This window comes from Fluviicola sp., from assembly GCF_039596355.1.
Classification (GTDB): Bacteria; Bacteroidota; Bacteroidia; order Flavobacteriales_D; family Crocinitomicaceae; genus Fluviicola.
Genome location: NZ_JBCNJW010000006.1, coordinates 162,197 through 185,462 on the forward strand (window position 1 = coordinate 162,197; position 23,266 = coordinate 185,462).

18 protein-coding genes and 1 tRNA gene are annotated in these 23,266 nt (G+C 43.5%); 16 read left to right on the forward strand and 3 right to left on the reverse strand.

What is annotated here, in order from left to right; genetic code table 11:
* Positions 1 to 21: 21 nt before the first annotated feature.
* Both ABDV94_RS13030 and murF read left to right on the forward strand, forming a co-directional pair.
* On the forward strand, positions 22 to 2,055 hold the full coding sequence (locus ABDV94_RS13030) for an SUMF1/EgtB/PvdO family nonheme iron enzyme (RefSeq protein ID WP_343747630.1): 2,034 nt from the start codon (positions 22 to 24) through the stop codon (positions 2,053 to 2,055).
* A 63-nt stretch (positions 2,056 to 2,118) separates the two neighbouring features.
* Complete coding sequence (murF, locus tag ABDV94_RS13035) at positions 2,119 to 3,402, forward strand: UDP-N-acetylmuramoyl-tripeptide--D-alanyl-D-alanine ligase (protein WP_343747631.1); 1,284 nt, start codon at positions 2,119 to 2,121, stop codon at positions 3,400 to 3,402.
* A gap of 217 nt (positions 3,403 to 3,619) precedes the next feature.
* Here the strand turns inward: murF and ABDV94_RS13040 are convergent, their stop codons facing one another.
* Positions 3,620 to 4,762 carry an acyl-CoA dehydrogenase gene (locus ABDV94_RS13040; protein ID WP_343747632.1) on the reverse strand — a complete coding sequence of 381 codons (1,143 nt, stop codon included), beginning with the start codon at positions 4,760 to 4,762 and terminating at the stop codon, positions 3,620 to 3,622.
* Between the two features lie 70 nt (positions 4,763 to 4,832).
* On the opposite strand from ABDV94_RS13040, the gene ABDV94_RS13045 reads away from it, so the two are divergent.
* The 14 genes from ABDV94_RS13045 (at position 4,833) to ABDV94_RS13110 (ending at position 21,955) form a co-directional block, all read left to right on the forward strand.
* A complete protein-coding gene (locus ABDV94_RS13045; protein ID WP_343747633.1) occupies positions 4,833 to 5,903 on the forward strand; it encodes an anhydro-N-acetylmuramic acid kinase in 1,071 nt (356 codons plus the stop codon).
* Positions 5,904 to 6,018: 115 nt separating this feature from the next.
* A complete protein-coding gene (locus tag ABDV94_RS13050; protein WP_343747634.1) occupies positions 6,019 to 7,248 on the forward strand; it encodes a Glu/Leu/Phe/Val dehydrogenase dimerization domain-containing protein in 1,230 nt (409 codons plus the stop codon).
* A 155-nt stretch (positions 7,249 to 7,403) separates the two neighbouring features.
* Positions 7,404 to 8,594: a Na+/H+ antiporter NhaA gene (nhaA, locus tag ABDV94_RS13055; protein ID WP_343747635.1), complete on the forward strand. Its 1,191-nt coding sequence runs from the start codon at positions 7,404 to 7,406 to the stop codon at positions 8,592 to 8,594.
* A 246-nt stretch (positions 8,595 to 8,840) separates the two neighbouring features.
* Positions 8,841 to 9,596 carry a MotA/TolQ/ExbB proton channel family protein gene (locus ABDV94_RS13060; RefSeq protein WP_343747636.1) on the forward strand — a complete coding sequence of 252 codons (756 nt, stop codon included), beginning with the start codon at positions 8,841 to 8,843 and terminating at the stop codon, positions 9,594 to 9,596.
* Entirely contained in the window at positions 9,587 to 9,982 is a 396-nt protein-coding gene (locus ABDV94_RS13065; protein WP_343747637.1) for a biopolymer transporter ExbD, read from the forward strand. Before ABDV94_RS13060 ends, ABDV94_RS13065 begins: the two co-directional genes overlap by 10 nt.
* 30 nt (positions 9,983 to 10,012) lie before the next feature.
* The gene (locus ABDV94_RS13070; RefSeq protein ID WP_343747638.1) at positions 10,013 to 10,783 is read left to right on the forward strand and encodes a hypothetical protein; all 771 of its coding nucleotides are present in this window, start codon (positions 10,013 to 10,015) and stop codon (positions 10,781 to 10,783) included.
* A gap of 136 nt (positions 10,784 to 10,919) precedes the next feature.
* Positions 10,920 to 11,819 (forward strand): hypothetical protein, encoded by a 900-nt coding sequence (locus ABDV94_RS13075; protein ID WP_343747639.1) that lies wholly within the window; start codon positions 10,920 to 10,922, stop codon positions 11,817 to 11,819.
* Positions 11,820 to 11,823: 4 nt separating this feature from the next.
* Positions 11,824 to 13,068, forward strand: a complete 1,245-nt coding sequence (locus ABDV94_RS13080) for a folylpolyglutamate synthase/dihydrofolate synthase family protein (RefSeq protein WP_343747640.1) — start codon at positions 11,824 to 11,826, stop codon at positions 13,066 to 13,068.
* A 59-nt stretch (positions 13,069 to 13,127) separates the two neighbouring features.
* A tRNA-Val gene (locus ABDV94_RS13085) sits at positions 13,128 to 13,202 on the forward strand.
* 58 nt (positions 13,203 to 13,260) lie between these two features.
* On the forward strand, positions 13,261 to 13,587 hold the full coding sequence (locus ABDV94_RS13090) for a GIY-YIG nuclease family protein (RefSeq protein WP_343747641.1): 327 nt from the start codon (positions 13,261 to 13,263) through the stop codon (positions 13,585 to 13,587).
* A 348-nt stretch (positions 13,588 to 13,935) separates the two neighbouring features.
* Positions 13,936 to 14,718, forward strand: a complete 783-nt coding sequence (locus tag ABDV94_RS13095; protein ID WP_343747642.1) for a DUF2071 domain-containing protein — start codon at positions 13,936 to 13,938, stop codon at positions 14,716 to 14,718.
* 67 nt (positions 14,719 to 14,785) lie between these two features.
* The gene (locus ABDV94_RS13100) at positions 14,786 to 18,067 is read left to right on the forward strand and encodes a tetratricopeptide repeat protein (protein WP_343747643.1); all 3,282 of its coding nucleotides are present in this window, start codon (positions 14,786 to 14,788) and stop codon (positions 18,065 to 18,067) included.
* The gene (locus ABDV94_RS13105) at positions 18,039 to 19,997 is read left to right on the forward strand and encodes a transglutaminase domain-containing protein (RefSeq protein WP_343747644.1); all 1,959 of its coding nucleotides are present in this window, start codon (positions 18,039 to 18,041) and stop codon (positions 19,995 to 19,997) included. Before ABDV94_RS13100 ends, ABDV94_RS13105 begins: the two co-directional genes overlap by 29 nt.
* 2 nt (positions 19,998 to 19,999) lie before the next feature.
* Positions 20,000 to 21,955: a DUF3857 domain-containing protein gene (locus tag ABDV94_RS13110; RefSeq protein WP_343747645.1), complete on the forward strand. Its 1,956-nt coding sequence runs from the start codon at positions 20,000 to 20,002 to the stop codon at positions 21,953 to 21,955.
* A 63-nt stretch (positions 21,956 to 22,018) separates the two neighbouring features.
* Here ABDV94_RS13110 and ABDV94_RS13115 read toward each other — a convergent pair whose 3' ends face one another.
* Together ABDV94_RS13115 and ABDV94_RS13120 are read right to left on the reverse strand one after the other, a co-directional pair.
* Positions 22,019 to 22,363, reverse strand: coding sequence for a MarR family transcriptional regulator (locus ABDV94_RS13115; RefSeq protein WP_343747646.1), 345 nt, complete (start codon positions 22,361 to 22,363; stop codon positions 22,019 to 22,021).
* A 143-nt stretch (positions 22,364 to 22,506) separates the two neighbouring features.
* Positions 22,507 to 22,848: an AraC family transcriptional regulator gene (locus tag ABDV94_RS13120; RefSeq protein ID WP_343747647.1), complete on the reverse strand. Its 342-nt coding sequence runs from the start codon at positions 22,846 to 22,848 to the stop codon at positions 22,507 to 22,509.
* Positions 22,849 to 23,266: the final 418 nt, after the last annotated feature.

The following is a 23,266-nucleotide window of genomic DNA, read 5'->3' on the forward strand; positions in this document are numbered from 1 at the left end:
TTAACTTTGGTCACCCAAAAAATGAAAAAACAAACCAAGCATATGAAAATGTTGCGTTTATTTCTCTTAGCGACTGCCGGTGCGGCGATAGCTTCGTGTAGTCGAGATTCCTCATCCTCAACAGGTTGGGATTACAACAATGTGAATCACGGAGGTTTTCAAAAGGTTCCTTTTGTGGATCAGGAAACCGGACCGGGACTGATTTTGGTTGAAGGTGGTACGTTTACAATGGGGATGGTTGAACAAGATGTGATGTTCGATTACAACAACCGCCCTGCACGAGTAACTGTTTCTTCCTTCTACATGGATCAGACGGAGGTAACAAACTTCCACTGGTTAGAATACCTTTACTGGCTGAGAAGATCTTATGAAAAGTACAGCATGGTTTACAAAAACGCATTGCCTGATACACTTTCATGGAGAAGCCCGCTGGCGTTCATGGACAAGTATGTAGATTACTACTTACGTCACCCGGCATACAGAGATTACCCGGTAGTAGGAGTTTCCTGGTTGCAGGCTACAGATTTCTGTAAATGGCGTACTGATCGTGTGAACGAATACATTTTGATCCGCGAAGGAGTTTTGGGATGGGATGTTGATGCGGCAGATGCGGAAACATTCAACACCGATTCTTACCTGATGGGTCAGTTCGAACAAGATCCTGAAAAAGGCGGAAGAAAATTAAAAGATACAGACCCGACTCACAGAGACGGAAAGAAATTAGGCGAGCGTATCGTACGTATGGAAGATGGTATTCTTCTTCCAAGATACCGCCTCCCAACAGAAGCTGAATGGGAATACGCAGCAATCGGATTGATCGGGAACCTTTCAGAAGGAACTGAAGTAATCACTGAGCGTCGCCAATACCCATGGAACGGTCACTTCGTTCGTCAGGACAACAAAGAATTCACTGGTATGATCCGTGCAAACTTCGTAAGAGGAAAAGGGGATTACATGGGGGTTGCAGGTCGTTTGAACGACGGTGCCGATGTAACTGCTCCGGTTGAGTCTTTCTGGCCGAATGACTATGGTTTATACCATATGGCAGGAAACGTTTCAGAATGGGTCATGGATGTTTACCGTCCATTGACTTCTGAAGACTATGATGAATTCCGTCCTTTCCGTGGAAACGTGTTCCAGACAAAAGTATTGAATAACGACGGAGCTGTTGAACAGAAAAACCAACAGGTAATGTACGATGTTCATGGAATGAAAGAATACCTGAATGCATTTGAGCGTGTACGCTACCAGCGTGTGTCTGCGGCAAACCACGATCCGAATGACTCGATCATTCCTTCAGGAATTCAAATGCACAACAAAGCTGAATACCGCACACAACGTGGTGCAGCTCCGGATCAGTACTATGTTTCTCACGGTAAGAAAAAAGATTCTGTTGAATTGGCTTTGATTGCAGAGATCAACGCAGTATTGGACAGAGCAATTGCAGATAAGAACGACAAATATGAAATCGAAGCTTCTGCATTGGTTCAGGACGAAATCTTCGAAGGAATCTTCGCTGAAAGAACAAGACAAGGACGTGACGAAGAGTACTCTTTCGAAATCATCCCGATGTTGCGTGAAGGATTCAGCCAGTTTATCATCGGTACTCCTGGAAAATTGAAATACCGTAACGTAACGGAAGAAGAAAACATCGGACGTTTGAACTACCGTAAAGATGACTACATCGATTACCTGGATGGTGATATTGAAAGTTCAATCTATTACGATAACGACGACCGTAAAAACGGAATCAACGAAGCAACACGTGATCCGCACCTGATCATGTACCAAAGCCAGTACGAAACGTACGACTTGAACGGTACTCCGATCAAACCGGAAGACAGAACATCCTGGCCGACAACGTTGATTTCTGATAAATCACGCGTTTACAAAGGAGGTTCGTGGAGAGATCGCGCTTACTGGTTGAACGCAGGTTCCAGAAGATTCTTAGACGAAGATAAATCAACTTGTACAATCGGATTCCGATGTGCAATGGATCGTGTAGGAAGCCCGGTAGGACACAACTATGGTAAAAAGAAACAAAAGAAAAGATAATAGTTATTGATTTTCAGAAACCCTGACTTCGCCCCGGTGAACGTCAGGGTTTTTTATTGCAATATGGAAACACTTTACACATTATTTCAATCCAGTACGGGAGTTGAAACCGACACCCGGAAAATTCAAACAGGTTCATTGTTCTTCTGCCTGAAAGGAGCAAACTTCGATGGAAACACCTTTGCTCAGGAAGCATTGAACCAGGGAGCAATTGCAGCCGTGGTCGACAACCCGGAATACCACATTGAAGGGAAAACGGTTTTAGTAGACGATGTCTTGAAGGCATTACAGGATCTGGCACGTCATCACCGCAATCAATTCAGCATTCCCATTATCGGGATTACGGGAAGTAACGGAAAAACGACTTCCAAAGAATTGATCGCTGCAACACTCAGCACGCAGTTGAATGTACATTTCACGCAAGGAAACCTCAACAACCATATCGGAGTGCCGTTAACCCTGCTTCAATTGAATCCGACGCACGAAATTGCGGTTATTGAAATGGGGGCCAACAAACCGGGAGACATCAGGGAACTGGTAGAAATTGCACTTCCGACACATGGGATCATTACCAATATCGGGCGTGCACACCTGGAAGGATTCAAATCGCTGGAAGGTGTGATCAAAACCAAAACGGAGCTGTTCGATTTCCTGGCTCAAAACAACGGACATCTCTTTGCCAACAAACAGGATGAAACGATCGTAAACAAGCTTCCGCAAACGACACACAATCATTTCTACAACGATGATTCGGAACTTTCGGGGGAATTGATCAGCCTCACTCCTTTCGTCAACATGACATGGAGCGAACCGGGTTACAAAAGTCCGGCAATTGCAACCAACCTCGTAGGAGAATACAACTTTATCAATTTCCTGGCAGCGATCCGCATCGGACGATTCTTCGGAATCAGCCCTGAAAACTGCAACCAGGCTATTTCGGATTACCAGCCGACGAACAATCGTTCACAGGTCACCAAAACAGATAAAAACACACTGATCGTGGACTGCTATAATGCCAACCCAACGAGTATGCGCTCTGCCCTATCCAGCTTTGCTAAAATCGATAATCATGCGAAAATTTTTATCCTGGGCGATATGCGGGAAATGGGCGATGATGCTCCGATGGTTCATGAAGAAGTGATCCAGCAGACGATCGATCTGCGGTTAAGCGGATTCTTTATCGGGGAGGAATTTTTGAAATTCAAAGGCATGCACCCGAATGCGATCTTTCTGAAATCTACCGAACCGCTGATTGAACATTTTACGCACAATCCTCCTGCGGATTTACTGATCTTGCTGAAGGGGTCACGGGGAATTTCGCTGGAGAAGGTCATTCCGTATTTATAACATTTGAAATAGTTGGGCGTAATTCCGCAATATTACGTCCAACTCTGTTTCCATATTTTGGTTTCAATCCGGCTTCCGGATGCATGTTCGCGATATTACATACAGTTCCTGAAAACACAGGAGTTCCGGAAGGAAAATACCGGCTAAAATAATCCCAAACAAAAAAGGTGTCTTCGACTTTGCGCAGACACCTTTTTTATATCGTTAAACCGACTAATTAATCAGCCAGAATACCTCTTGAAATAACAATCTTCTGTACTTCGGATGTTCCTTCATAAATCTGAGTAATCTTCGCGTCACGCATCAAACGTTCTACGTGGTACTCTTTTACATAACCGTAACCTCCGTGGATTTGAACCGCTTCTACTGTTTGCTCCATTGCCACTTTTGATGCGTACAATTTTGCCATTGCAGAAGACTGATCGAAGTTTCTTCCCGCATCCTTGTCAGCCGCAGCGCGGTAAACCAGCAAACGAGCTGCTTCGATTTCAGTTGCCATATCCGCAATTTTGAATGCGATAGCCTGGTGCTTGTAGATTTCTTTTCCGAATGCTTTACGCTCTTTGGAATAAGCAGCAGCCAATTCAAAAGCTCCCGCAGCGATACCTAAAGCCTGAGCAGCAATTCCGATACGTCCTCCGGAAAGTGTCTTCATCGCAAACTTAAATCCGAAACCATCTTCTCCGATGCGGTTTGCTTTTGGAACCTTCACATCATTGAACAACAACGTATGTGTGTCACTTCCGCGGATTCCCAATTTATCTTCTTTTGCACCAACAATGAACCCTTCCATTCCGCGCTCAACGATCAATGCGTTAATTCCTCTGTGTCCCAATTCCGGGTTTGTTTGAGCAATTACAATGTATGTAGAAGCTGTAGAACCGTTTGTGATCCAGTTCTTCGTTCCGTTCAACAAGTAGTAATCTCCCATATCAACTGCAGTCGTACGCTGAGATGTTGCATCCGAACCAGCTTCCGGCTCAGACAAACAAAAAGCACCGATCTTCTCGCCTTTTGCAAGAGGAACCAGGAACTTCATCTTTTGCTCTTCGTTTCCAAATTTTTCCAATCCCCAGCAAACAAGAGAATTGTTTACAGACATACAAACGGAAGTAGAAGCATCTACTTTCGAAATTTCCTCCATTGCCAATACGTATGACATGGTATCCATTCCGCCACCACCGTATTTAGGATCAACCATCATCCCCAGGAATCCCAGTTCACCCAATTGTTTGATTTCCTCAACAGGAAATTTCTGATCTCTGTCGCGATCAATTACCCCCGGTTTCAAAACGTTTTGAGCGAAATCACGAGCAGCTTCTTTCACTGCTTTTTGTTCTTCTGTCAATTCGAAATTCATCTGTATCGCAGTTTATTTTATATTTGTTCAGAAGACAAATGTACCTATAAAAACTTAATTTTCGTCTTTTATGAATTCATTCAGGATAATCGGCTTAATGTCAGGAACTTCACTAGATGGAGTTGACATTACCTATGCCAGCTACAACCGAATTTCAGATAAAAACTGGGAGTTTGTTCTTCACGCTTCAAAAACCTGTCAGTTCACTGACATCTTGCTTTCCAGCCTGCATGAAGCGACAAAATTAACGGGATCGCAGCTTGCTACTTTAAACCACGACCTGGGAATCTTTTTCGCATCCTGCATCAATGAATTTATCGACGAAAATGCCATTACAAAATCAGAAATCGACGCCATTGCTTCACACGGGCAAACCATCTTTCACCAGCCTGCACGCGGTTTCACGACTCAAATCGGGAATCCGGCAGTGATTGCGGTCAAAACCGGGATTCGCACAATCGGTGATTTCCGGACGAAAGATGTCCTGTACGGAGGTCAAGGTGCGCCGCTCGTTCCGATCGGTGATTACTACCTCTTCGGTTCAAAAGCAGACGGATTTATCAACATCGGCGGATTTGCGAATATCAGTTTCCAGGAAAAAGGAATCGTAAAAGCTTATGATATCTGCCCGGCAAACCTTCCGATGAACAAACTGGCGCGCTCCAAGCACCTTGAATACGACAAAAACGGAGACCTGGCGAGAGCCGGCGAACTGAACTATTTCCTGCTCGACTTACTGAACAGCCTGGACTATTACCAGGAAGAAGGCCCCAAATCACTCGGAACGGAATGGCTGGAGCAGCACTTCTACCCTTTACTGAAGTTCGACAAAGACATCGAAAACAACCTCGCAACGGTGGTAGAACATATTGCCATCCAGCTGGGAGAGATTTGTACGAAAAACAATCTCAAACGCGTCATGATAACTGGCGGTGGTGCTAAAAACACTTTCCTGATCGAACGCTTCAAACGGTATTACCAGGGAGAAATCATTTCCGTCGACAAGGAACTCATTGATTATAAAGAAGCGCTCATTTTCGGTTTATTGGGAGCCTTGAACCTGAACAACGAACCCAACTGTCTTTCCAGTGTAACCGGAGCGTCTGAAAATGTGATCGGGGGAGTGCATCACCTGCCTTAAAATCGCACTTTTACGGGAACATTTCTAATCCCGTTTATTTCTTTTCGCGCTAAAAGATCAATAATTCCTACTTTTACGGCTCAATATTGAATGCTATTAATCGAAGAACAATATCATGAAAGATTTACTTCATAAGTTTGAAAATAAGCGCCCCGAAATCGTATTTGAATGGAAAGATGCTGAAACAGAAGCAGAAGGATGGGTAGTGATTAACTCCTTACGCGGCGGTGCTGCCGGAGGTGGTACACGGATGCGTGTAGGCCTGGACAAACGCGAAGTGGAAAGTCTTGCCAAAACAATGGAAGTAAAATTCACCGTTGCAGGACCTCCGATCGGGGGAGCGAAGTCTGGAATCAATTTTGACCCGAAAGACCCGCGTAAAGAAGGTGTTTTGAGAAGATGGTACGCAGCTGTGACGCCGCTTTTGAAACATTACTACGGAACCGGGGGCGACCTGAACGTAGACGAAATCCACGAAGTGATTCCGATCACGGAAGATTGTGGAATCTGGCATCCGCAGGAAGGAGTTTTCAACGGGCACTTCCAACCGAGAGAAGCACAGAAAATTAACCGCATCGGTCAATTGCGCCAGGGAGTACTGAAAGTCATCGAAGACACACAATACAGCCCGAGTGTCGGTAAAAAATACGTAGTTGCAGATATGATCACCGGTTACGGTGTGGCACAATCCGTGGCCCATTACTACAACATCTGGGGTGGTGATATCAAAGGAAAGAAAGTCATCGTACAAGGATGGGGAAATGTGGCTTCAGCAGGTGCATATTATTTGGCTCAGGCAGGTGCAAAAGTAGTTGGAATCATTGACCGCGTGGGCGGACTGATCAATGAAAACGGGTTTTCTTTTGAAGAAATCCAGGAGTTGTTCCTGACGAAAAATGGAAATGAAATCATTCACCCGAACCTGCAGTCATTTGAAGAAATCAATGCAAAAATCTGGGATATTCCGGCAGATGTATTCATTCCATGTGCTGCTTCCCGCCTGATTACACAGGAGCAGGTTGAGCGTATGATTCAATCCGGAGTACAAGTAATTGCTGCAGGTGCAAATGTTCCGTTTGCAGACAAGGAAATTTTCTTCGGACCGATTGCCGATTATGCAGACAACCATCTTTCCGTGATTCCGGATTTCATTTCGAATTGTGGTATGGCGCGCGTTTTTGCTTATTTGATGAGCAACGACTTGAAAGAACTGACAGATCAGGGAATTTTCGAAGATACCAGCAACATTATCAAAGATGCTTTGCAGAAAGCACATGCGAAAAACCCGGTAAAAACCGGAATTGCAAAAGCGGCGTTTGAGATTGCATTAAACCAGCTGGTTTAACCTGATTTCGCTTCGAAAGTTTGCTCCCGTTGCATGTTCGCGATATTGGAACAGCCTAGTGAGAGAAAGGCTTTCAGGACAGTTTTAAGCTCATTTTAAATACAGAAGAAAAAACAGGAATATTCAATTGAATACCAACAAGTAAAAAATAGCTGATGGAAAGAAAAAAAGCAAATAACCAGATCTTCCGGAAGTTCTTCGAAAGCGAAAAATCAAGCGGTCTAACGCTGATTGCTTTCACGATTCTTTCACTGCTTCTGGCGAATTCTTCCATCAAAGAAAACTATACCGAATTTTGGGAATACTCCTTCGCAGGATTGAGTATCGAACATTGGATTAACGACGGCCTGATGGCCGTCTTTTTTCTTTTGGTCGGACTGGAACTGAAACGCGAATTCCTGGTCGGGGAACTTTCTTCACTCAAAAAAGCTACGCTTCCTATTTTTAGCGCATTGGGCGGCATGCTGATTCCGGCAGGAATTTTCATCCTGATCAATCTCGGAAAACCCAGTATCACCGGCTTTGGAATCCCGATGGCAACCGATATTGCTTTCGCGCTGGGAGCCTTGTCATTACTTGGAAATAAAGTTCCGACTTCCGTCAAAGTTTTCCTCACCGCCCTGGCTGTGATCGACGACCTCGGAGCCATTGTCGTCATAGCGGTATTTTATACCAAAACCATTTTCTGGCTCAACCTCTTCATTGCATTTGGAATTTTCGTTGGTCTGATGATTCTGAACAAACTGAAAATAACCTCTCTGTGGATCTACATTCCACTGGGAATCGTCATGTGGTATTTCATGCATCATTCCGGAATCCATGCCACCATTACCGGAGTTCTTCTGGCATTTGCCATTCCTTCATCCGGTAAAAACCAGAACGAGCACTCACCTTCCGACCGCCTGCAGGAAGCCCTGCACTACCCCGTTCCGTTCATTATTCTACCCTTGTTTGCATTGGTGAATACCGCTATTGCAATTGGCCCGGGATGGGACAAAGCACTTTTTCAAAATTCCAGCCTGGGGATTATCATGGGATTAGTACTCGGGAAACCGGTCGGGATCTTCATCTTCACATGGATTTCCATTAAACTGAAAATAGCAGACAAACCGGACGGCACTTCCTGGAGCCAGCTTTTCGGGGTCGGAATTTTAGGCGGGATCGGTTTCACCATGTCGATTTTCGTGACTATCCTGGCATTTACGGATCACACGATGATCAACGACTCCAAATTTGCGATTCTCATTTCATCGCTTTTGGCAGGAGTGATCGGTTACATCTGGCTTAAACTAAGTTTCAGACCGAAGAAAAAAATTCAAAAGACTCAAAAAGTTCAAAGGGGATAAATTCAATATTGAACTATTGAACTATTGAACTATTGAACTATTGAACTATTGAACTATTGAACTATTCTACACAATCCCACGAAAAAAACACCTAAATTCCTGTAACCAAAGGCCTCTTTTTGCATTCATAGGAGTATACGCTACGAATCCGAACAATCCCGCGCCCTATAAACAAAATACTGTGAATATCTCTTCCGGTGAAGGGAAAATCATCCGTTATTGGGGCGTATTTTTGAAAATTGATTCATGTATTCATTTATAAACCAGATGAAAAAAGCAACAATATTTACGTTTATCCTTTTGGCAACTCCACTTTTGAGTTTAGCACAAGTTGTCGAAAAAACCGCTGAAGAAGCAGAAAAAGCAGTGCCGGGAGAAAAAATTTCCGCGCTGGAGTTTGTTATGAAAGGTGGTGTATTCATCATCCCGATCATTATCTTGTTGTTTTATACCGTGTACGTGGTCATTGAACGTTACCGCTATATCCGACGCATGTCTGTATATAACCCGAATTTGCTGAACGATATCCGTATGAACCTGGAAAAAGGAAACATCCAGGATGCATTGAATCATGTACAGCGCGACCAAACGGCTTACGGTTCCGTAGTTGCAGAAGGAATTCAGACGATCGGAAGACCAGTTTCGGAAATCGAATCCAATATGGAAAAAGTAGCCAATATTGAGATTGCCAAAATGGAAAAAGGAATGGGAGTTCTCGGACTTGTTGCCGGGATTGCACCAACCTTCGGATTTATCGGTACGATTGCCGGGGTAATCAAAATCTTCTACAACATCTCCATTTCAGAAAACGTAAGTATCGGGAACATCTCCGGAGGTTTGTATGAAAAGATGATCAGTTCGGGAGCAGGTCTCGTGGTAGGTATTATCGCTTACTCCGCATACCACATCCTGAATGCGATGATTGACAATTACACGCTGAAAATTCAGTCAACGAACTTAGGATTTATCAATATCATCCAAAGACCAGGAAAATGGCAATAAAACGCAAAAAACGATTTCATGCGGGGGTAGAATCCTCTTCCATGAGTGATATCATGTTCTTTTTGCTCTTGTTCTTTTTGATTATCTCAACATTGGCAAACCCGAACGTGATCAAAGTTCCGCTTCCGGACGCAAAAGAAACAGATACCAAAGTGGGGTCTCACCTGACTTTAACGGTCACCAGTGACAAACATTACTACCTGGATAAGGAAGAAGTTGCACCGGAAAACCTCGAGGTACGATTATTGCAGGAAACAAAATTGCGAAAAGATGAAACCGTAGTGCTTCGTCCTGCGTATGACCTGAACGTCCAGGAATTGATAGACTTATTGCAAATGGGACTGAAACACCAGTTGAAGTTTGTAATTGCTACCAAAGCCGGGTAATTTATAACACATTTATTAAATTCGGGAATTATGAGTTTGAGTTATGAAATGGAAAAGACTTACGAGTCCAAAGACCGTAAGATTGCAGGTATTATTTCAATATCTGCCCTTGTTTTGATTTTAACGATTCTTCATTTTCTCGGATACAGGATTCCCACTCCCCCGCTTCCGGAACAATTGCTTTACAAAGACATGGAAATGGAACTCATTCCCGTGGAAGTAGTTGAAGTAAAACCTGGAGGTGGTGGCGGAGGTTCCGGAAAACCTGCAAATGCTCAGAAAACGGAAACGACTCCTGAGCAAATGGAGCAAGTGCTGACGCAATCTTCCAGCAGTACGCATGTCAAATCCGGAAATTCCAGTTTCTCCAACACCACAAAACCCAACAACAATCCACCAAGTGCTCAAAACACTTCTACAGATCCATTTTCCGGTAAAGGCGGAAGCGGCGGCGGTGACGGTAGTGGAAAAGGTCACGGGATTGGGAATGATACCGGAGATGGAAATGGACAAGGAACAGGGCCAGGTTCCGGAGGAGATGTAAACCGCTACCTGGTTTCCAAGCCCAATACCAACAACATCAGTTCGGATGAAAACTGTACGATTGTTTTCTCGGTACTCGTTGCTCCGGATGGAAGCATTATCGGGAAACCGACGTATGTAAAAGCATCATCTACCACCAATGATATGACCCTGATCAACCAGGTGATCAAGGCAATCGAATCTCAGGCACGCTTCAACAAAGTGGAGACCACGAAGAACATGAAACAAGCGATTACCATTCGCATCACAGCCAACTAGTTTTCGTTAAAGTGGCTTAAAAAGATCGATTCTTTCACTTTTTACTTGTAGATTTAGACTGGTTTAGTAGAGAGGGGTTATGGTGTTCGTTTATATTCTGTTTATACTCATTATTCTGTTTTCACTGTATCAATACGTGGATAATAGTGAATGGGAAGAATTTCAGGCTGGTAACTTCAAAACCATTTTTGCGAACCGGAACAAGAAGTACGGAGCATACCAAATGCGTACCCGTCAGCCGGTGATCCTGATGTTTGTCACACTCGGGATCGTTGTGCTTGGCATTCTTTCTGTCTACGTCAAAGTCATTGTCAATAATTACGAAGGACTCAACACGATGACCTTCAGTGAAGTTTCCGACACCACGCAGTTTACCCTGAACAATCAAAACGTGGAAGAAACTCCTCCGAGTCAGTTCAATTACCAGGGACAAAACGGTGACGGAATGCCGCAGGCACAGGATGGTGGCGAAAAACCGGAACCAAACCCGGAAACGACGGAGTCTTCTGCTTCGGAACCTGCCAGCGTACCGAAAGAAAAGACCAAACCCAAAACTCCCGAGCAATCCATCTACGATTTCGAGAAACAACAATTCGATATGGCCGGCGGAGCTGCTGAACGCGAAAAAATCCAGAAAGAAATGGAGAAACGCAATAAGGAACGTGAGGAAAAAGAAAAGAAAAAACAGCAGCAAAAACAGGATGGCGGAAACGGTGGTAATATCGGATCAAACACCGGTGTGAAAGGCTCCACCATGATGAGCTACAACCTGAACGGCAGAAAAGCATTCCAGAAAAACGACGACTATATTAAAATTCCGGGCTATATGTGCGGAAAAGGAATTTCCGAAACCATTGTAGTAAAGGTAAAAGTGAACTCAAACGGCGATGTATACTGGGCAAAATCCCAGGCTCCGGCATCTGCCAATCCATGCTGTGTGGAATTGGCTGAAAGATACGCTATGAAATCCCGCTTCGAATATTCCGAAAAACCAATTGAAGAAGGTACCATTACCTACAGCTTCAAAGCGCAATAATACCATGAATTATTCTCAAACGATTGAGTGGTTGTTTCAGCAGTTTCCTGCCTACCACCATTTAGGAGCCCAGGCTTATAATCCGGGATTAAAAAATATTGAAGAACTCAGTGCTTTTTTCGGCAACCCGGAAAAACAACTGCGCTTCATCCACGTTGGAGGGACCAACGGAAAAGGCTCCGTTTCAAACATGCTCGCTTCCATCCTCACGGAGTGCAATGAAAAGGTTGGCTTGTTCACTTCTCCTCACCTCTTCGACTTCACCGAACGCATCCGCATCAATGGAATTCCGGTAGAAGAACAATTTGTGATTGATTTTTGCGAAAAAGTACGGAATCACCAGTGGAATATTCAGCCGTCTTTCTTTGAAATCACCTGGATGATGGCCTTGGAATACTTTTCTCAAAACCAGTGTACGATCGTAGTGGCAGAAGTTGGCCTGGGTGGAAGACTTGATGCCACGAACATCATTACACCTTTGGTATCGGTCATTACCAACATCGGGTTGGATCACGTACAGATTCTCGGAAATACGCGCGCTGAAATAGCTGCTGAAAAAGCCGGTATTATCAAAACAGGAGTTCCGGTCGTTCTCGGGGAAATTGACGATGAAACCTTCCCGGTATTCCAGGAGGCTGTCATCAAGAATAACACTGAGATTGTAATCCCTGATCCGGGAACTCCGATCCCGAAAGAAATCATTGGATACCAAACAGGGAATTACCGCATTGTTTCCAAAGTCTGCGATCTGTTATTGAAACAAGGCTTCGCGTGCGACCGTGAAACCCGCGAAAAAGGAATCCGCAACCTCAAAAGCAACACCGGGTTCTTCGGAAGGATGGAAATTATTTCTGAAAAACCGCTCATCATTGCAGACTGTGCACACAACGCAGAAGGGATTTCAGCACTCATGAATGCCGTTTCTTCTTTAAATAAAGGTCAGCTTCATTGTATTTACAGTACCAGTTCCGATAAAGATTTGGACTCCATTCTGAAAATTTTGCCTCCGGAAGCACATTTTTACTTCACAACCTTCTCCAATCCGCGGAGCATCACATTGGAGAATTTGCGCGAAAAAACGGGGCAAACATTCAAAAACGCGATTTTTTTTCAATTTTCTTCTGATGCTTTGAAAAGCGCACAAGATTCTGCAAACAAGGAAGATACCATTTTAATTTTCGGCTCCTTCTTTTTAATTCATGATTTTTTTGATTTTTTTTTTCGAAAACCGCTTGCAGAAACGAAATAACCCCCTATATTTGCACTCACAAATGAGACACAACGGTAGCTCAGAAAACAAAAAATAACGGGAGATTAGCTCAGCTGGTTCAGAGCACCTGCCTTACAAGCAGGGGGTCGGGGGTTCGAATCCCTCATCTCCCACAGGAAAAAAGCCTTGCAAATTTTGCAAGGCTTTTTTGTTTGTAGAAACTTACTATTCATGTGTTGCGCTTACATCCTCTATTCTTCTGTAAAAGATAAATTCTATACCGGCGTTTCAGAGAACCCAGCTGAAAGACTCAAAAAGCATAACTCCAAAAACAAGGGATTCACCAACCAGGCTTCCGACTGGAAAATCGTATTTCTAAAACCTTTCGATTCAAAATCCGAAGCACTTGCTTACGAGAAGCAAATTAAAGCATGGAAGTCCAAAATAAAAATTCAGAAACTGATCCGCTCAGCTACTTCAGAGCATCCCGATGCATCGCAATCGGGAGGGGCGGACATCCCATCCCCTCATTCCGATCCGCACACTCTTCGGAAGTAAACCCTCCCACAGAAAAAAAGCCTTGCAAATTTTGCAAGGCAATCCATCACAAGCAGTGCTTGCTCTTGTTTGTAGAAACTGACGATTCATGTGTTGCGCATACATCCTCTATTCAGAATCTACAGATTCATTTTACAAAGGCTCAATTAAGGATAGTTCGGAACATCTGAGGAAACACAATGGGAAAATGGAAAAAGTGATGTGATCAACTAAAAATTGCTTCTTAATAAATCCTAATTTCATCTTTCATATTCCGGAACATAAATAAATTCGTAACTTTCAATTGATACCTTCATTACACAGAACACAACTTAAATCAAAATTCATCAAAATCAATCTTCCATAATCATGTCGGCTATTCAGCAGATCTTAAATCAAACACAGCACAGGCCCTGGCCGCTTCCCTCCGGGAAATGGCAGTATTACCAGGAATGGAACAATGCGCTGTTCTTTCATTGGGAAGTTCCCTTTGAGAAATTACGTAAACTGGTTCCGGAATTTCTTACTTTGGACAACTTTGAAGGAAAATACTACATTTCGCTGGTCGCATTCTCCATGCAGCAAATCCGGCCGCGAAATCTTCCGGCAGTCAAATTCCTTTCAGACTTTCATGAAATCAATGTGCGCACCTACATTGACATGGATAACAAAAAAGGCGTTTACTTTTTGAACATCGAAGCTGAAAAAGCACTTTCGGTATGGGTTGCACGAAAACTCTCCGGACTTCCATATGAAAAAGCGTCCATTCGTTTCGATCCGGGGAGGTATCATTCGGTAAACAACACCAAAGGCTTCCGGCTCGATACCCGCTTTTCTATTTCTGAAACCATCGGCGATAAAACAGCCCTTGATCTCTGGCTCACGGAACGCTATTGCCTTTACCTGGATCGCAGAGGTGATTTTTTCCGTTTCGACATTCACCACCCCGAATGGAAACTAAAGCATGTGAAACTTGAACAGGCGGAAACAAACTATCAACTCGGTGACATCAATCTCCGGGCTGACGATACGCTCCTGGCTCATTATTCGAAAGGAGTCAGCGTTTTGTCCTGGAAAAAGACCACATTAAGCCGTTCTGAGACACAAGAATTTTCTGATGCTTTTCTTTCAGACAATATTCAAAATCAATAGAAAATATTAAATTTACCCCCAATCTACATACAAGTAATAGACCTAAACTTCAATAAGTTATTTGATTATGAAAAAACTTTTAATCCTGACTGTCCTTTTTCCGCTAGGCCTTTTTGCGCAAAAAAACATTTCAAGAGTTGTCGCAAAAGACGTCATCGAACGCGGAATTGAATTACACGACAATAAAAAGTACGCTCAAGCCATCGAAGAGTACGAAAAAATCAACATCAACGATACGGCTTATGCATTGGCTCAATATGAAATTGCACTCAGCAATATGGAGCTTGAAAACTACCAGGAGGCAACCCGGATTCTGACCGACCTGCTGGATTACAAAATCCGTTTCAATTTTAAGCAGAAAGTTTACTTAACGCTTGGAAACTGCTACGACCAGAACAAAAAGCCAGAAGAAGCGATCCGCGTCTACACCGAAGGGCTTAAAATGTACCCATACCAGCACAACTTGCTTTACAACCGCGGGATCACCTATGCCAACCAGAAAAAATACAAGGAGGCAATCAGTGATTACATGCAGGCGATTCAAAGCAACGTGTACCACGGAAACAGTCACCTGGCACTTGGGCTACTGGCAGCAAACGAAGGGTTGTATGACCAGGCGATGTTGTCACTGCTTACATTTACCTGGTTGAATCCAGATGATTCACGAACTCCGGGAATCGTCGGAATCATTGAACGCATCTCCAACGGTTCTTTTGAAAAAGATCCGAAAAACATCAAAGAATTGTTCGGTCCGGATAACTACGAAGACTATAACTTGCTTTTCGAGAACAAAATTGCACTCCAGGATAATTACAAAGCGAAATTCTCGATTCCGACTGCATATGGAAAGCAGCTGCACCTGTTCCTAAAAAACAACAGCTACGATAAAGCGAATATGGATTTCTGGAACCAGCACTACCTGCCGTTCTTTGAGAAAATCTGGAAAGCAAAAATGCTCGACCAATTCTGTATGGTTCCATTGACTTCTTTTGAAAGCCAGGAAATTCAATCGATGGTTAAACCACGTATGTCGAAGATCAAAACGTTCTACGATTGGTCTAAAACGGCATACAAAGAAGCTACTTCTAACCAGTTCATGGAATTCGAAGGAGAAAAGCAGTGGGTAAATGTAGACTACCGATCCAGCCACCTGGAAGGAATCGGGAGACAAAATGACAAGAAACAAACAATTGGAAATTACTACATCTACCATAAAAACGGGTTGCTGAAAATGCGTGCCCAGTTCGGTGAAAACGAAAAACCGATCGGAACATGGGAAGTATACAATGATTTTGACGGAAATATCAGCCGCCGCGTTGAGTTTACTTCCAACCCGAATGAGAAAATCCAGCACATCTACTATTTTAGCGGGGAACCGTACCTCAAATACAAAATGGTCAACGAGGTGGAGCAGGACTCCGTCGTATACCTCTTCAGAAACGGAACCGTGAAAGAACGCTATTTTGTGAAAGACGGGAAAGAGAATGGAGTTCACCAATACTACTACTCCAACGGGCAGCTTGCAGAAGAATCAACGTATAAAATGGGGGTTCGTGACGGAAATTACGTTTCATACCATTCCAACGGGGCAAAAGAAGACGAATTCAAGGTCGTAAACGGAAGCATCAGCGGACTTCGCACCAGATACTACCCGAACGGACAGATTTCTTCCAAGTACAACTACGTCAATGGAAAATACGATGGAGAATACGTGACTTACTACTACGACGGAAAAGTAGAAAAGAAGGGAACGTACAAAAACGGAAATGAGGTTGGAAAATTCGAAAAATTCTACTCCAACGGGACTTTAGCAAGCTCTATGCAACTGGATGAATCCGGAAAACAAAACGGGATCAACATGCAGTATGACCTGGACGGAAAAAAATACGAAGAACTGGAGTTTTCCAAAGGAGAATTGAAGACGATTACTTATTACGACAAAGCAGGAACGGCAAAAGTTCTGGCAACGAAAAAAGGAAAGAAAATCGATTATGTCCGCTCCTACCCTGACGGGAAGAAAGCTGTTGAAGGTCAGTTTGTAGATGATCAGCGTTCCGGAGACTGGAAGTACTACGATCGTTATGGAAACATGACCACACTGGAAAAATACAAAGACGGAAAATTGACTGATACCCTGAAAGAATTCTATTCGAACGGTCAGCTGGAGAGCTTCAGCATTATCAAAGACGGTCAGCGCGACGGTTTGTACCAGGCATTCAACATCTTCGGTGATTTGACTTCGGAAGGATATTACTCAGAAGACGAATACGACGACCAATGGATCGGTTACTACAACGACGGAAGCTTCAGCTACAAAAACTTCTATGTGCAGGGAACCAAGCAAGGGTACCAGATTTCATACGACGTGGAAGGAAAACTGGATGCAATGGATGAATACGACAAAGGACGTATCATTGCGCATACGCAGTTCGACACGACAGAAAACATCCTGGGTCAGATGGGAGAATACAACGGCGAAGTCAAGTTGAAAGATCCTACCGGAACATACGTTAAATTCATCGGGAACTACAAAAACGGTACTGCTGACGGAAACTTCAAATGGTTTACCATCAACAACGTGCTGACTTGTGAAGGAAACTACCGAAACGGAGACCGAGACGGTGTTTGGAAATGGTACAACGACAAAGGTCAATTGACTCATGAAACCAAATACCTCAATGCAAACATTGACGGATTCGACAAAAAATACCACGATAACGGAACGCTGGAATCCGAAACCAACTATGTGAACGGCGAGCGCCAGGGTAAATTTGCATTCTACAGCGAAACAGGAAAAGTCCTGATCTCCGGAGAACACCTGGACAACGAAAGACACGGGGAAGTAAAATACTTCGATGTAAACGGTTCATTGATGATGATCCGCTACTACAACCAGGGAATTTTCACTTCGTATTCTTACCTGAACGCAGAAGGTAAAACAGTGAAGCCGGTTGAACTGAACGGTAACGAAATGAAAGTGGTGTGTTATTACAAAACCGGAAAAAAATCCATGGAGCACACCCGTAAAAACGGACTGATCGAAGGACACTACATCACGTATCATGAAAACGGGAAACTGGCAGAAGACGAAAACTACCTGCACGGAGAACAAAACGGAAAATCCCTGGAATACAACGAACAGGGCAAGAAAACCAAAGATGCGGATTATGTGAAAGGCGAACTTCACGGAAAATACCTGGAATACAACAACGCCGGTGTACTGATTTACGAAGCAAACTACCGTTTCGGCGAATTACACGGTGAAGCAAAAGAATACAACTCAGAAGGGAAATTAACCCGAATTATAACTTATTATGGAGATGTTGCAGTTAAAGTTCAAAAATTCTAAAAGAACCCTTTTCTTCATTTATTTCGTTTTCGTCTGCTTCTTTTCCCAGGGGCAGACAACCGAAATACTGGCGTCTTACAAGGCAAAATACCCGGGAAACCACGTCGTTCAAACCAAACATGAACGCACGGTGACCATTAAATACGTCAAGGGAGTTCCGACTTTGGTCTACCACTTCGAATACGAAGATTTGATTATCGACAAAAACGGGGCAAGCATGCTTTCGGAAGACATGATCGATTTCTCTTCGTTCGAAACCGTATCCAATATTCAGGCTTATTCCCTGATTCCGTCCGGGGACAAAACGAAAAAAGTGGTTTCGAACAACATGTTTACCCGCGATGCGGAAGCCGACCGTGGAATTTTCCACGACGACAGCAAGGAAACCGTGATCGTATTCCCGGGATTGGTAGAGGGTGCATTGCGCCACCTTTCCTACGACATCACCATGAAAAGGCTTGACTTTCCGTTCGGATACGTGTTCTTTGATTACACTCCGACCGAAAATCCGACGCTTAAAATCATTTCAGACACTTCCATTCACTTGTTGTTGAAAGAATACAACACAGATAAGGTAAAACTGAAAAAAGAGGAAACCATTTCCAAAAACATCCGCACCACGATCTATTCGTGCGATCAGGCACTGCTTTTGAAACCGGAAGAAAATGCTCCGAACATCCGCTATTATGCGCCTCAAATCCTGGCTCAGGTAGCTTATTACAACTACAAAGGAAAGAAGGTAAATGTAGGCGGAAGCCTGGAGGATTTGCACAACAACTATGCTCCGAACGTGGCTGAAGTGGTCAACGAAAAACCAAGCCCGGAAATCACGCGGATTGCGGATTCGATTACCCGCGGCTTGACGGCGAACCTCGATAAAGTGCGCGCTATTTATTACTGGGTACAGGATCATGTGAAATACATTGCTTTCGAAGAAGGAATGGGTGGATTCGTTCCGCGCCAGCCCAATCTGGTGGTAGACAAACGTTACGGTGACTGTAAAGACATGGCTTCTTTGATCTATTCCATGCTGAAAGCAGTCAACATTCCAAGCTACCTGACATGGGTAGGTTCGCGGGATCTTCCGTTTAAGTACAGTGAATTTCCGAGTGGGATGTGCGACAACCACATGATTACGACCTACAAGGAAAATGGCAAGTTCTATTTCCTCGATGCAACCAATTCGTTCCAGACGATGAATGCTTCAACCGGGTTTATCCAGGGAAAAGAAGCACTCCTGCACATCAGTCCAACGGAGTATGAATTGACAACAATCCCGGTGAGAGATCAACAGTATTCGACCGTTTACGATCATTCGAACATTCGTATCGAAGGAAAAGACCTGGTAGGAAAAACCATGGTGACTATCGACGGGTACTACCATACCCTGATCGGGAATTACGCGAAGGATGTGCTTTCCAAGGATCAGAACAAATTCCTGACAAGCATCAACCAGCGTGGAAACAATTCATTCGTGGTGACTTCCGGGAACATGAAAAACGTCTTGCAACGTGATACCGTTGGTGTGATGAACATGGATTGGAACTGTAAGAACTACTGTACCAGCCTGGATGATGAAATCTACATCAACATGATTCTGAACAAGAACATTACGTATCAGAATGAATTGAAGGAAACACGTGTAGCTCCTTTCGAACTGGATCACGAATCACATGATACCTACGTGGTAGAGCTGGAAATTCCTCAAAACTACACGGTGAGCCACCTGCCTGCACCGGTTTCCTATCATTCGGATATTGTAGATTTCGATGTGAAATACGAACAGAAGGATTCTAAAATTATCCTGAATATGAATGTTGCTTTGAAATTCCTGGTATTGGATCCTTCTCAGTTTGCAGAATGGAACAAATTCATTGCCCAGAAGAAAAAAGCACTTTCTGAAACAGTTGAACTTAAACGCAAAAAATAATCATGAAACACCTTATCACAGGACTATTATTTGTTCTAGCTGCCGGTTTTTCCACGGCACAATCTCCAGTCTATTTCAACTACGACTGGAAAAGCACTCCTGAAAAATGGGAAGTGTCGGATAAAGACAAACTGGAAGACGAGATCATGCTGTTCGAAAAGCGCAGTATCGAATTCACGGAATACAACAACGGTTTTTACCAGATGGTATTGGTGCACAGTGTTGAATTGATTAACACGGATGCCGGAATCGAACGCAACAACAAAGTGTACATTTCCAACAAACCGGGTTCTACGGTATTGAAGCAGAAAGCACGCGTAATCAAGCCGGACGGAAAAATCATCAACCTGAAAGAATCCGATATCCAGGAATCAAAAGACGAAAACGGAGATGTAGAATACCGCTATTTTGCACTGGAAGGTCTGGAAAAAGGAAGTTATATCGAATACCTGCACTACATCAGCGAAGAACCTACGTTGACCGGAGCAACCATGTACATGCAGTCGGGAATCGATAAAAAGAAAGTAGATTACGATATCATCTGCCCGAAACACCTGGAATTCATGTTTCACTCCATCAATGGAATGCCCAATTTCATCAAAGATTCATTGAATACGGACGTGAACAGAAACTTCATCAATGCTTCCAACATCGAAGGGTTGAAAGACGAAGAATCCAGCGCCTACAATGCCAATTTGATGAAGTGCTACTACAAGCTGCAGAAGAATACTTCCAGCGGAAAATCGAACTTGTACACGTATCTGAACGTTTCCAAAAACGTACACTCCAACCTGTTTGAACCGGTTTCAAAAAAATCTGTCAAGAAAATCGCGGCACTGGTTTCGGAATCAGCGCTTGGAAAAGGCGATTTGGAATCGAAACTGCGCGAACTGGAATACAAACTCAAGTCTGAATACGGAGTAACGGAAGAATACTTCGAAGGAATCAGCAACCTGGACAATATCCTGACCAAAAAGGTTACGAATGAAACCGGGATGATCAAACTGATGATTGCCTGTCTGAAAGAGATGAAAGTGAAATTCGAGGTCGTTCTGACTTCAGACAGAGAAAACAACCCGTTCCTGACTGATTACGAAGCATACAACTTCCTGGATGAAACCCTGATTTACATCAGCGACATTCAGAAATACTGGGCTCCGGGAATGTTCTCCCGAATCGGGTTCCCACCATACGAATGCACGAACAACAACGGCTTGTTCATCGAAGAGCGCATCGTGGGCGACCAGGCTTTCGGAGTTGGAAAAGTAAAATACATTGCCGGAACGAAAAGCGAACAGTCGATTGATGAGATCAACACGATCGTAACTTTTGATGCCGGTTTGACGGAACCAACAATCGAGATCGAACGCAAATTGTCGGGCTACAAGGCGATGTTCCCGCAATTCATCCTTGACTTCGTTCAGGATGAAGCGAAGAAAACAGAATTGAAAGAAGACGTGTTACTTTACCTGGATGAAGATGCGAAGTTATCAGATGCTACTTTCCAAAATGACAACAGCAAGGTTGCCGGAAAAGAAACATTCGTTGCCAAAGGAAAAATTCCGGGTGCAAACTTCATCGAGAAAGCAGGAACAAAAACCCTGCTGAAAGTCGGGATGCTGATCGGGCCGCAAGCTGAAATGTACAACAAAGAAGCGCGCAAACAGCCTGTTTCAACTCAGTTTACACGTCAGTACGTGAGAAAGATCATCGTAAATATTCCGGAAGGAGTTACGGTGAAAAACCCGGAGGTTCTGAACATCAATATCGTGACGAACGACGAGCCTGCATTGCAGTCCGGATTTGTTTCTTCTTACGAAATGAAAGGAAACCAACTGATCGTAACAATCCGCGAATTCTACAACAAAGTGAATTACCCGGTTGCAGAATACGAATTATACGAAAAAGTGATTAACGGGGCAGCAGACTTTAACAAGCTGACACTCGTATTGGAATAACACCAACGTAATTAAACTAAAAATCCCCGGTCATTGAGCGAAGTCGAAATGCCGGGGATTTTTTTATTTTCTGCAATTACTGGCTATCTGTGTCATCACTTTAGTTGCCACCTGCATTTCCTCCAAAGTGAGTCCGCTGAGGGCAACAGCCCGGTTATCCGGGATGATCTTGTCCATTTCATCGATCGCGTCCATTGCTTTCTTGGTCACGAGGATATCCATCTTTCTGCGGTCCGATTTATTGATCTTGCGCTTCAGGTATTTGGATTCAACCAGCAGGTTGATCATCCGGTTTACGGATGCAGCATCTTTGAAAACGAGTTCCGAGATTTCATTTTGCTGAATCCGGGGGTTTTCGATCAGGCATTTAATGACCAGCCACTGGTCAATGGTAATTTGGTGCCCCAAGGCTTTTAGTCTGGCCTGGGCAAATTGTCGATAGGTGCGAATGGCTCTATCTATCTTATAAAAAATTATAGAATCCAGCTTTTCCACGTTGCTTATAGTATTGTTGTAGTACATGATAAATTGAGTTATTATCAGGACGAGAATTAAGAGCTTTGAGTTGCATTGCGCGGACAAAAACCATGAATTCTTTTAAATGCCTTACTGAAAGACGCCAGATCGGCATAGCCAAACAGCAGACTAATCTCTGTCCAGGTATAACTTTGATCTTCATATAATTTCTTCGCTTTCTCCATCTTCAGGTTCCTGAAATAAGCCGCCGGCCCGATTCCCATATAAACCTTAAAACTTTTGTTGAGTTTCGAAACAGAAAAACCGATCATCCGGGCGTGTTTTGCAACATCAAAATGCTCATGCGAATGTTCATTCATGTAGACAATCAGTTTGTCAATTGCCTTACTGTCTTCGGGGTGTAAAATCTTATTCATAGTCAACAGATTACCACTTTTACAAAGTTAACAATTGATACATCAATTAATTGATTGCAATCACTTTATACGACCATTTGAACTGATTTTTAACCGCTTACAACTCCATGCAAAAACGGACAATAGAAAAAGGCAGAAAAACGTGCATTTTTGAGGAAACAATCAAAACTAAAAGGAGATGATAAACTGGTTAGCACAACAAGTAAGCGTTATCGATCTTTTCGCAATTTTCGGTAAAAGATAATCCGATCGCTCAGGATAATTCTTCAAGGCCGTAAAATTCCTGCTTTGCCCACATGGAGATATAGAGTATGGTTAGGTAATATACGTTGAAATGCTTCAGCATGTAACAAAGCACGCAAAGCAGTACGGAATTTGAAGAAAACCCGCAGGATTAGCAGGGTAAATGAAAGATAAA

Excerpts from the sequence above, each read along its gene's own strand:
- murF (WP_343747631.1), top strand. The coding sequence starts at position 2,119 with ATGGAAACACTTTACACATTATTTCAATCCAGTACGGGAGTTGAAACC.
- ABDV94_RS13030 (WP_343747630.1), top strand. The coding sequence starts at position 22 with ATGAAAAAACAAACCAAGCATATGAAAATGTTGCGTTTATTTCTCTTA.
- ABDV94_RS13070 (WP_343747638.1), top strand. The coding sequence starts at position 10,013 with ATGAGTTTGAGTTATGAAATGGAAAAGACTTACGAGTCCAAAGACCGT.
- ABDV94_RS13095 (WP_343747642.1), top strand. The coding sequence starts at position 13,936 with ATGTCGGCTATTCAGCAGATCTTAAATCAAACACAGCACAGGCCCTGG.
- nhaA (WP_343747635.1), top strand. The coding sequence starts at position 7,404 with ATGGAAAGAAAAAAAGCAAATAACCAGATCTTCCGGAAGTTCTTCGAA.
- ABDV94_RS13065 (WP_343747637.1), top strand. The coding sequence starts at position 9,587 with ATGGCAATAAAACGCAAAAAACGATTTCATGCGGGGGTAGAATCCTCT.
- ABDV94_RS13050 (WP_343747634.1), top strand. The coding sequence starts at position 6,019 with ATGAAAGATTTACTTCATAAGTTTGAAAATAAGCGCCCCGAAATCGTA.
- ABDV94_RS13105 (WP_343747644.1), top strand. The coding sequence starts at position 18,039 with ATGTTGCAGTTAAAGTTCAAAAATTCTAAAAGAACCCTTTTCTTCATT.
- ABDV94_RS13045 (WP_343747633.1), top strand. The coding sequence starts at position 4,833 with ATGAATTCATTCAGGATAATCGGCTTAATGTCAGGAACTTCACTAGAT.
- ABDV94_RS13120 (WP_343747647.1), bottom strand. The coding sequence starts at position 22,848 with ATGAATAAGATTTTACACCCCGAAGACAGTAAGGCAATTGACAAACTG.
- ABDV94_RS13100 (WP_343747643.1), top strand. The coding sequence starts at position 14,786 with ATGAAAAAACTTTTAATCCTGACTGTCCTTTTTCCGCTAGGCCTTTTT.
- ABDV94_RS13110 (WP_343747645.1), top strand. The coding sequence starts at position 20,000 with ATGAAACACCTTATCACAGGACTATTATTTGTTCTAGCTGCCGGTTTT.
- ABDV94_RS13040 (WP_343747632.1), bottom strand. The coding sequence starts at position 4,762 with ATGAATTTCGAATTGACAGAAGAACAAAAAGCAGTGAAAGAAGCTGCT.
- ABDV94_RS13090 (WP_343747641.1), top strand. The coding sequence starts at position 13,261 with ATGTGTTGCGCTTACATCCTCTATTCTTCTGTAAAAGATAAATTCTAT.
- ABDV94_RS13060 (WP_343747636.1), top strand. The coding sequence starts at position 8,841 with ATGTATTCATTTATAAACCAGATGAAAAAAGCAACAATATTTACGTTT.
- ABDV94_RS13080 (WP_343747640.1), top strand. The coding sequence starts at position 11,824 with ATGAATTATTCTCAAACGATTGAGTGGTTGTTTCAGCAGTTTCCTGCC.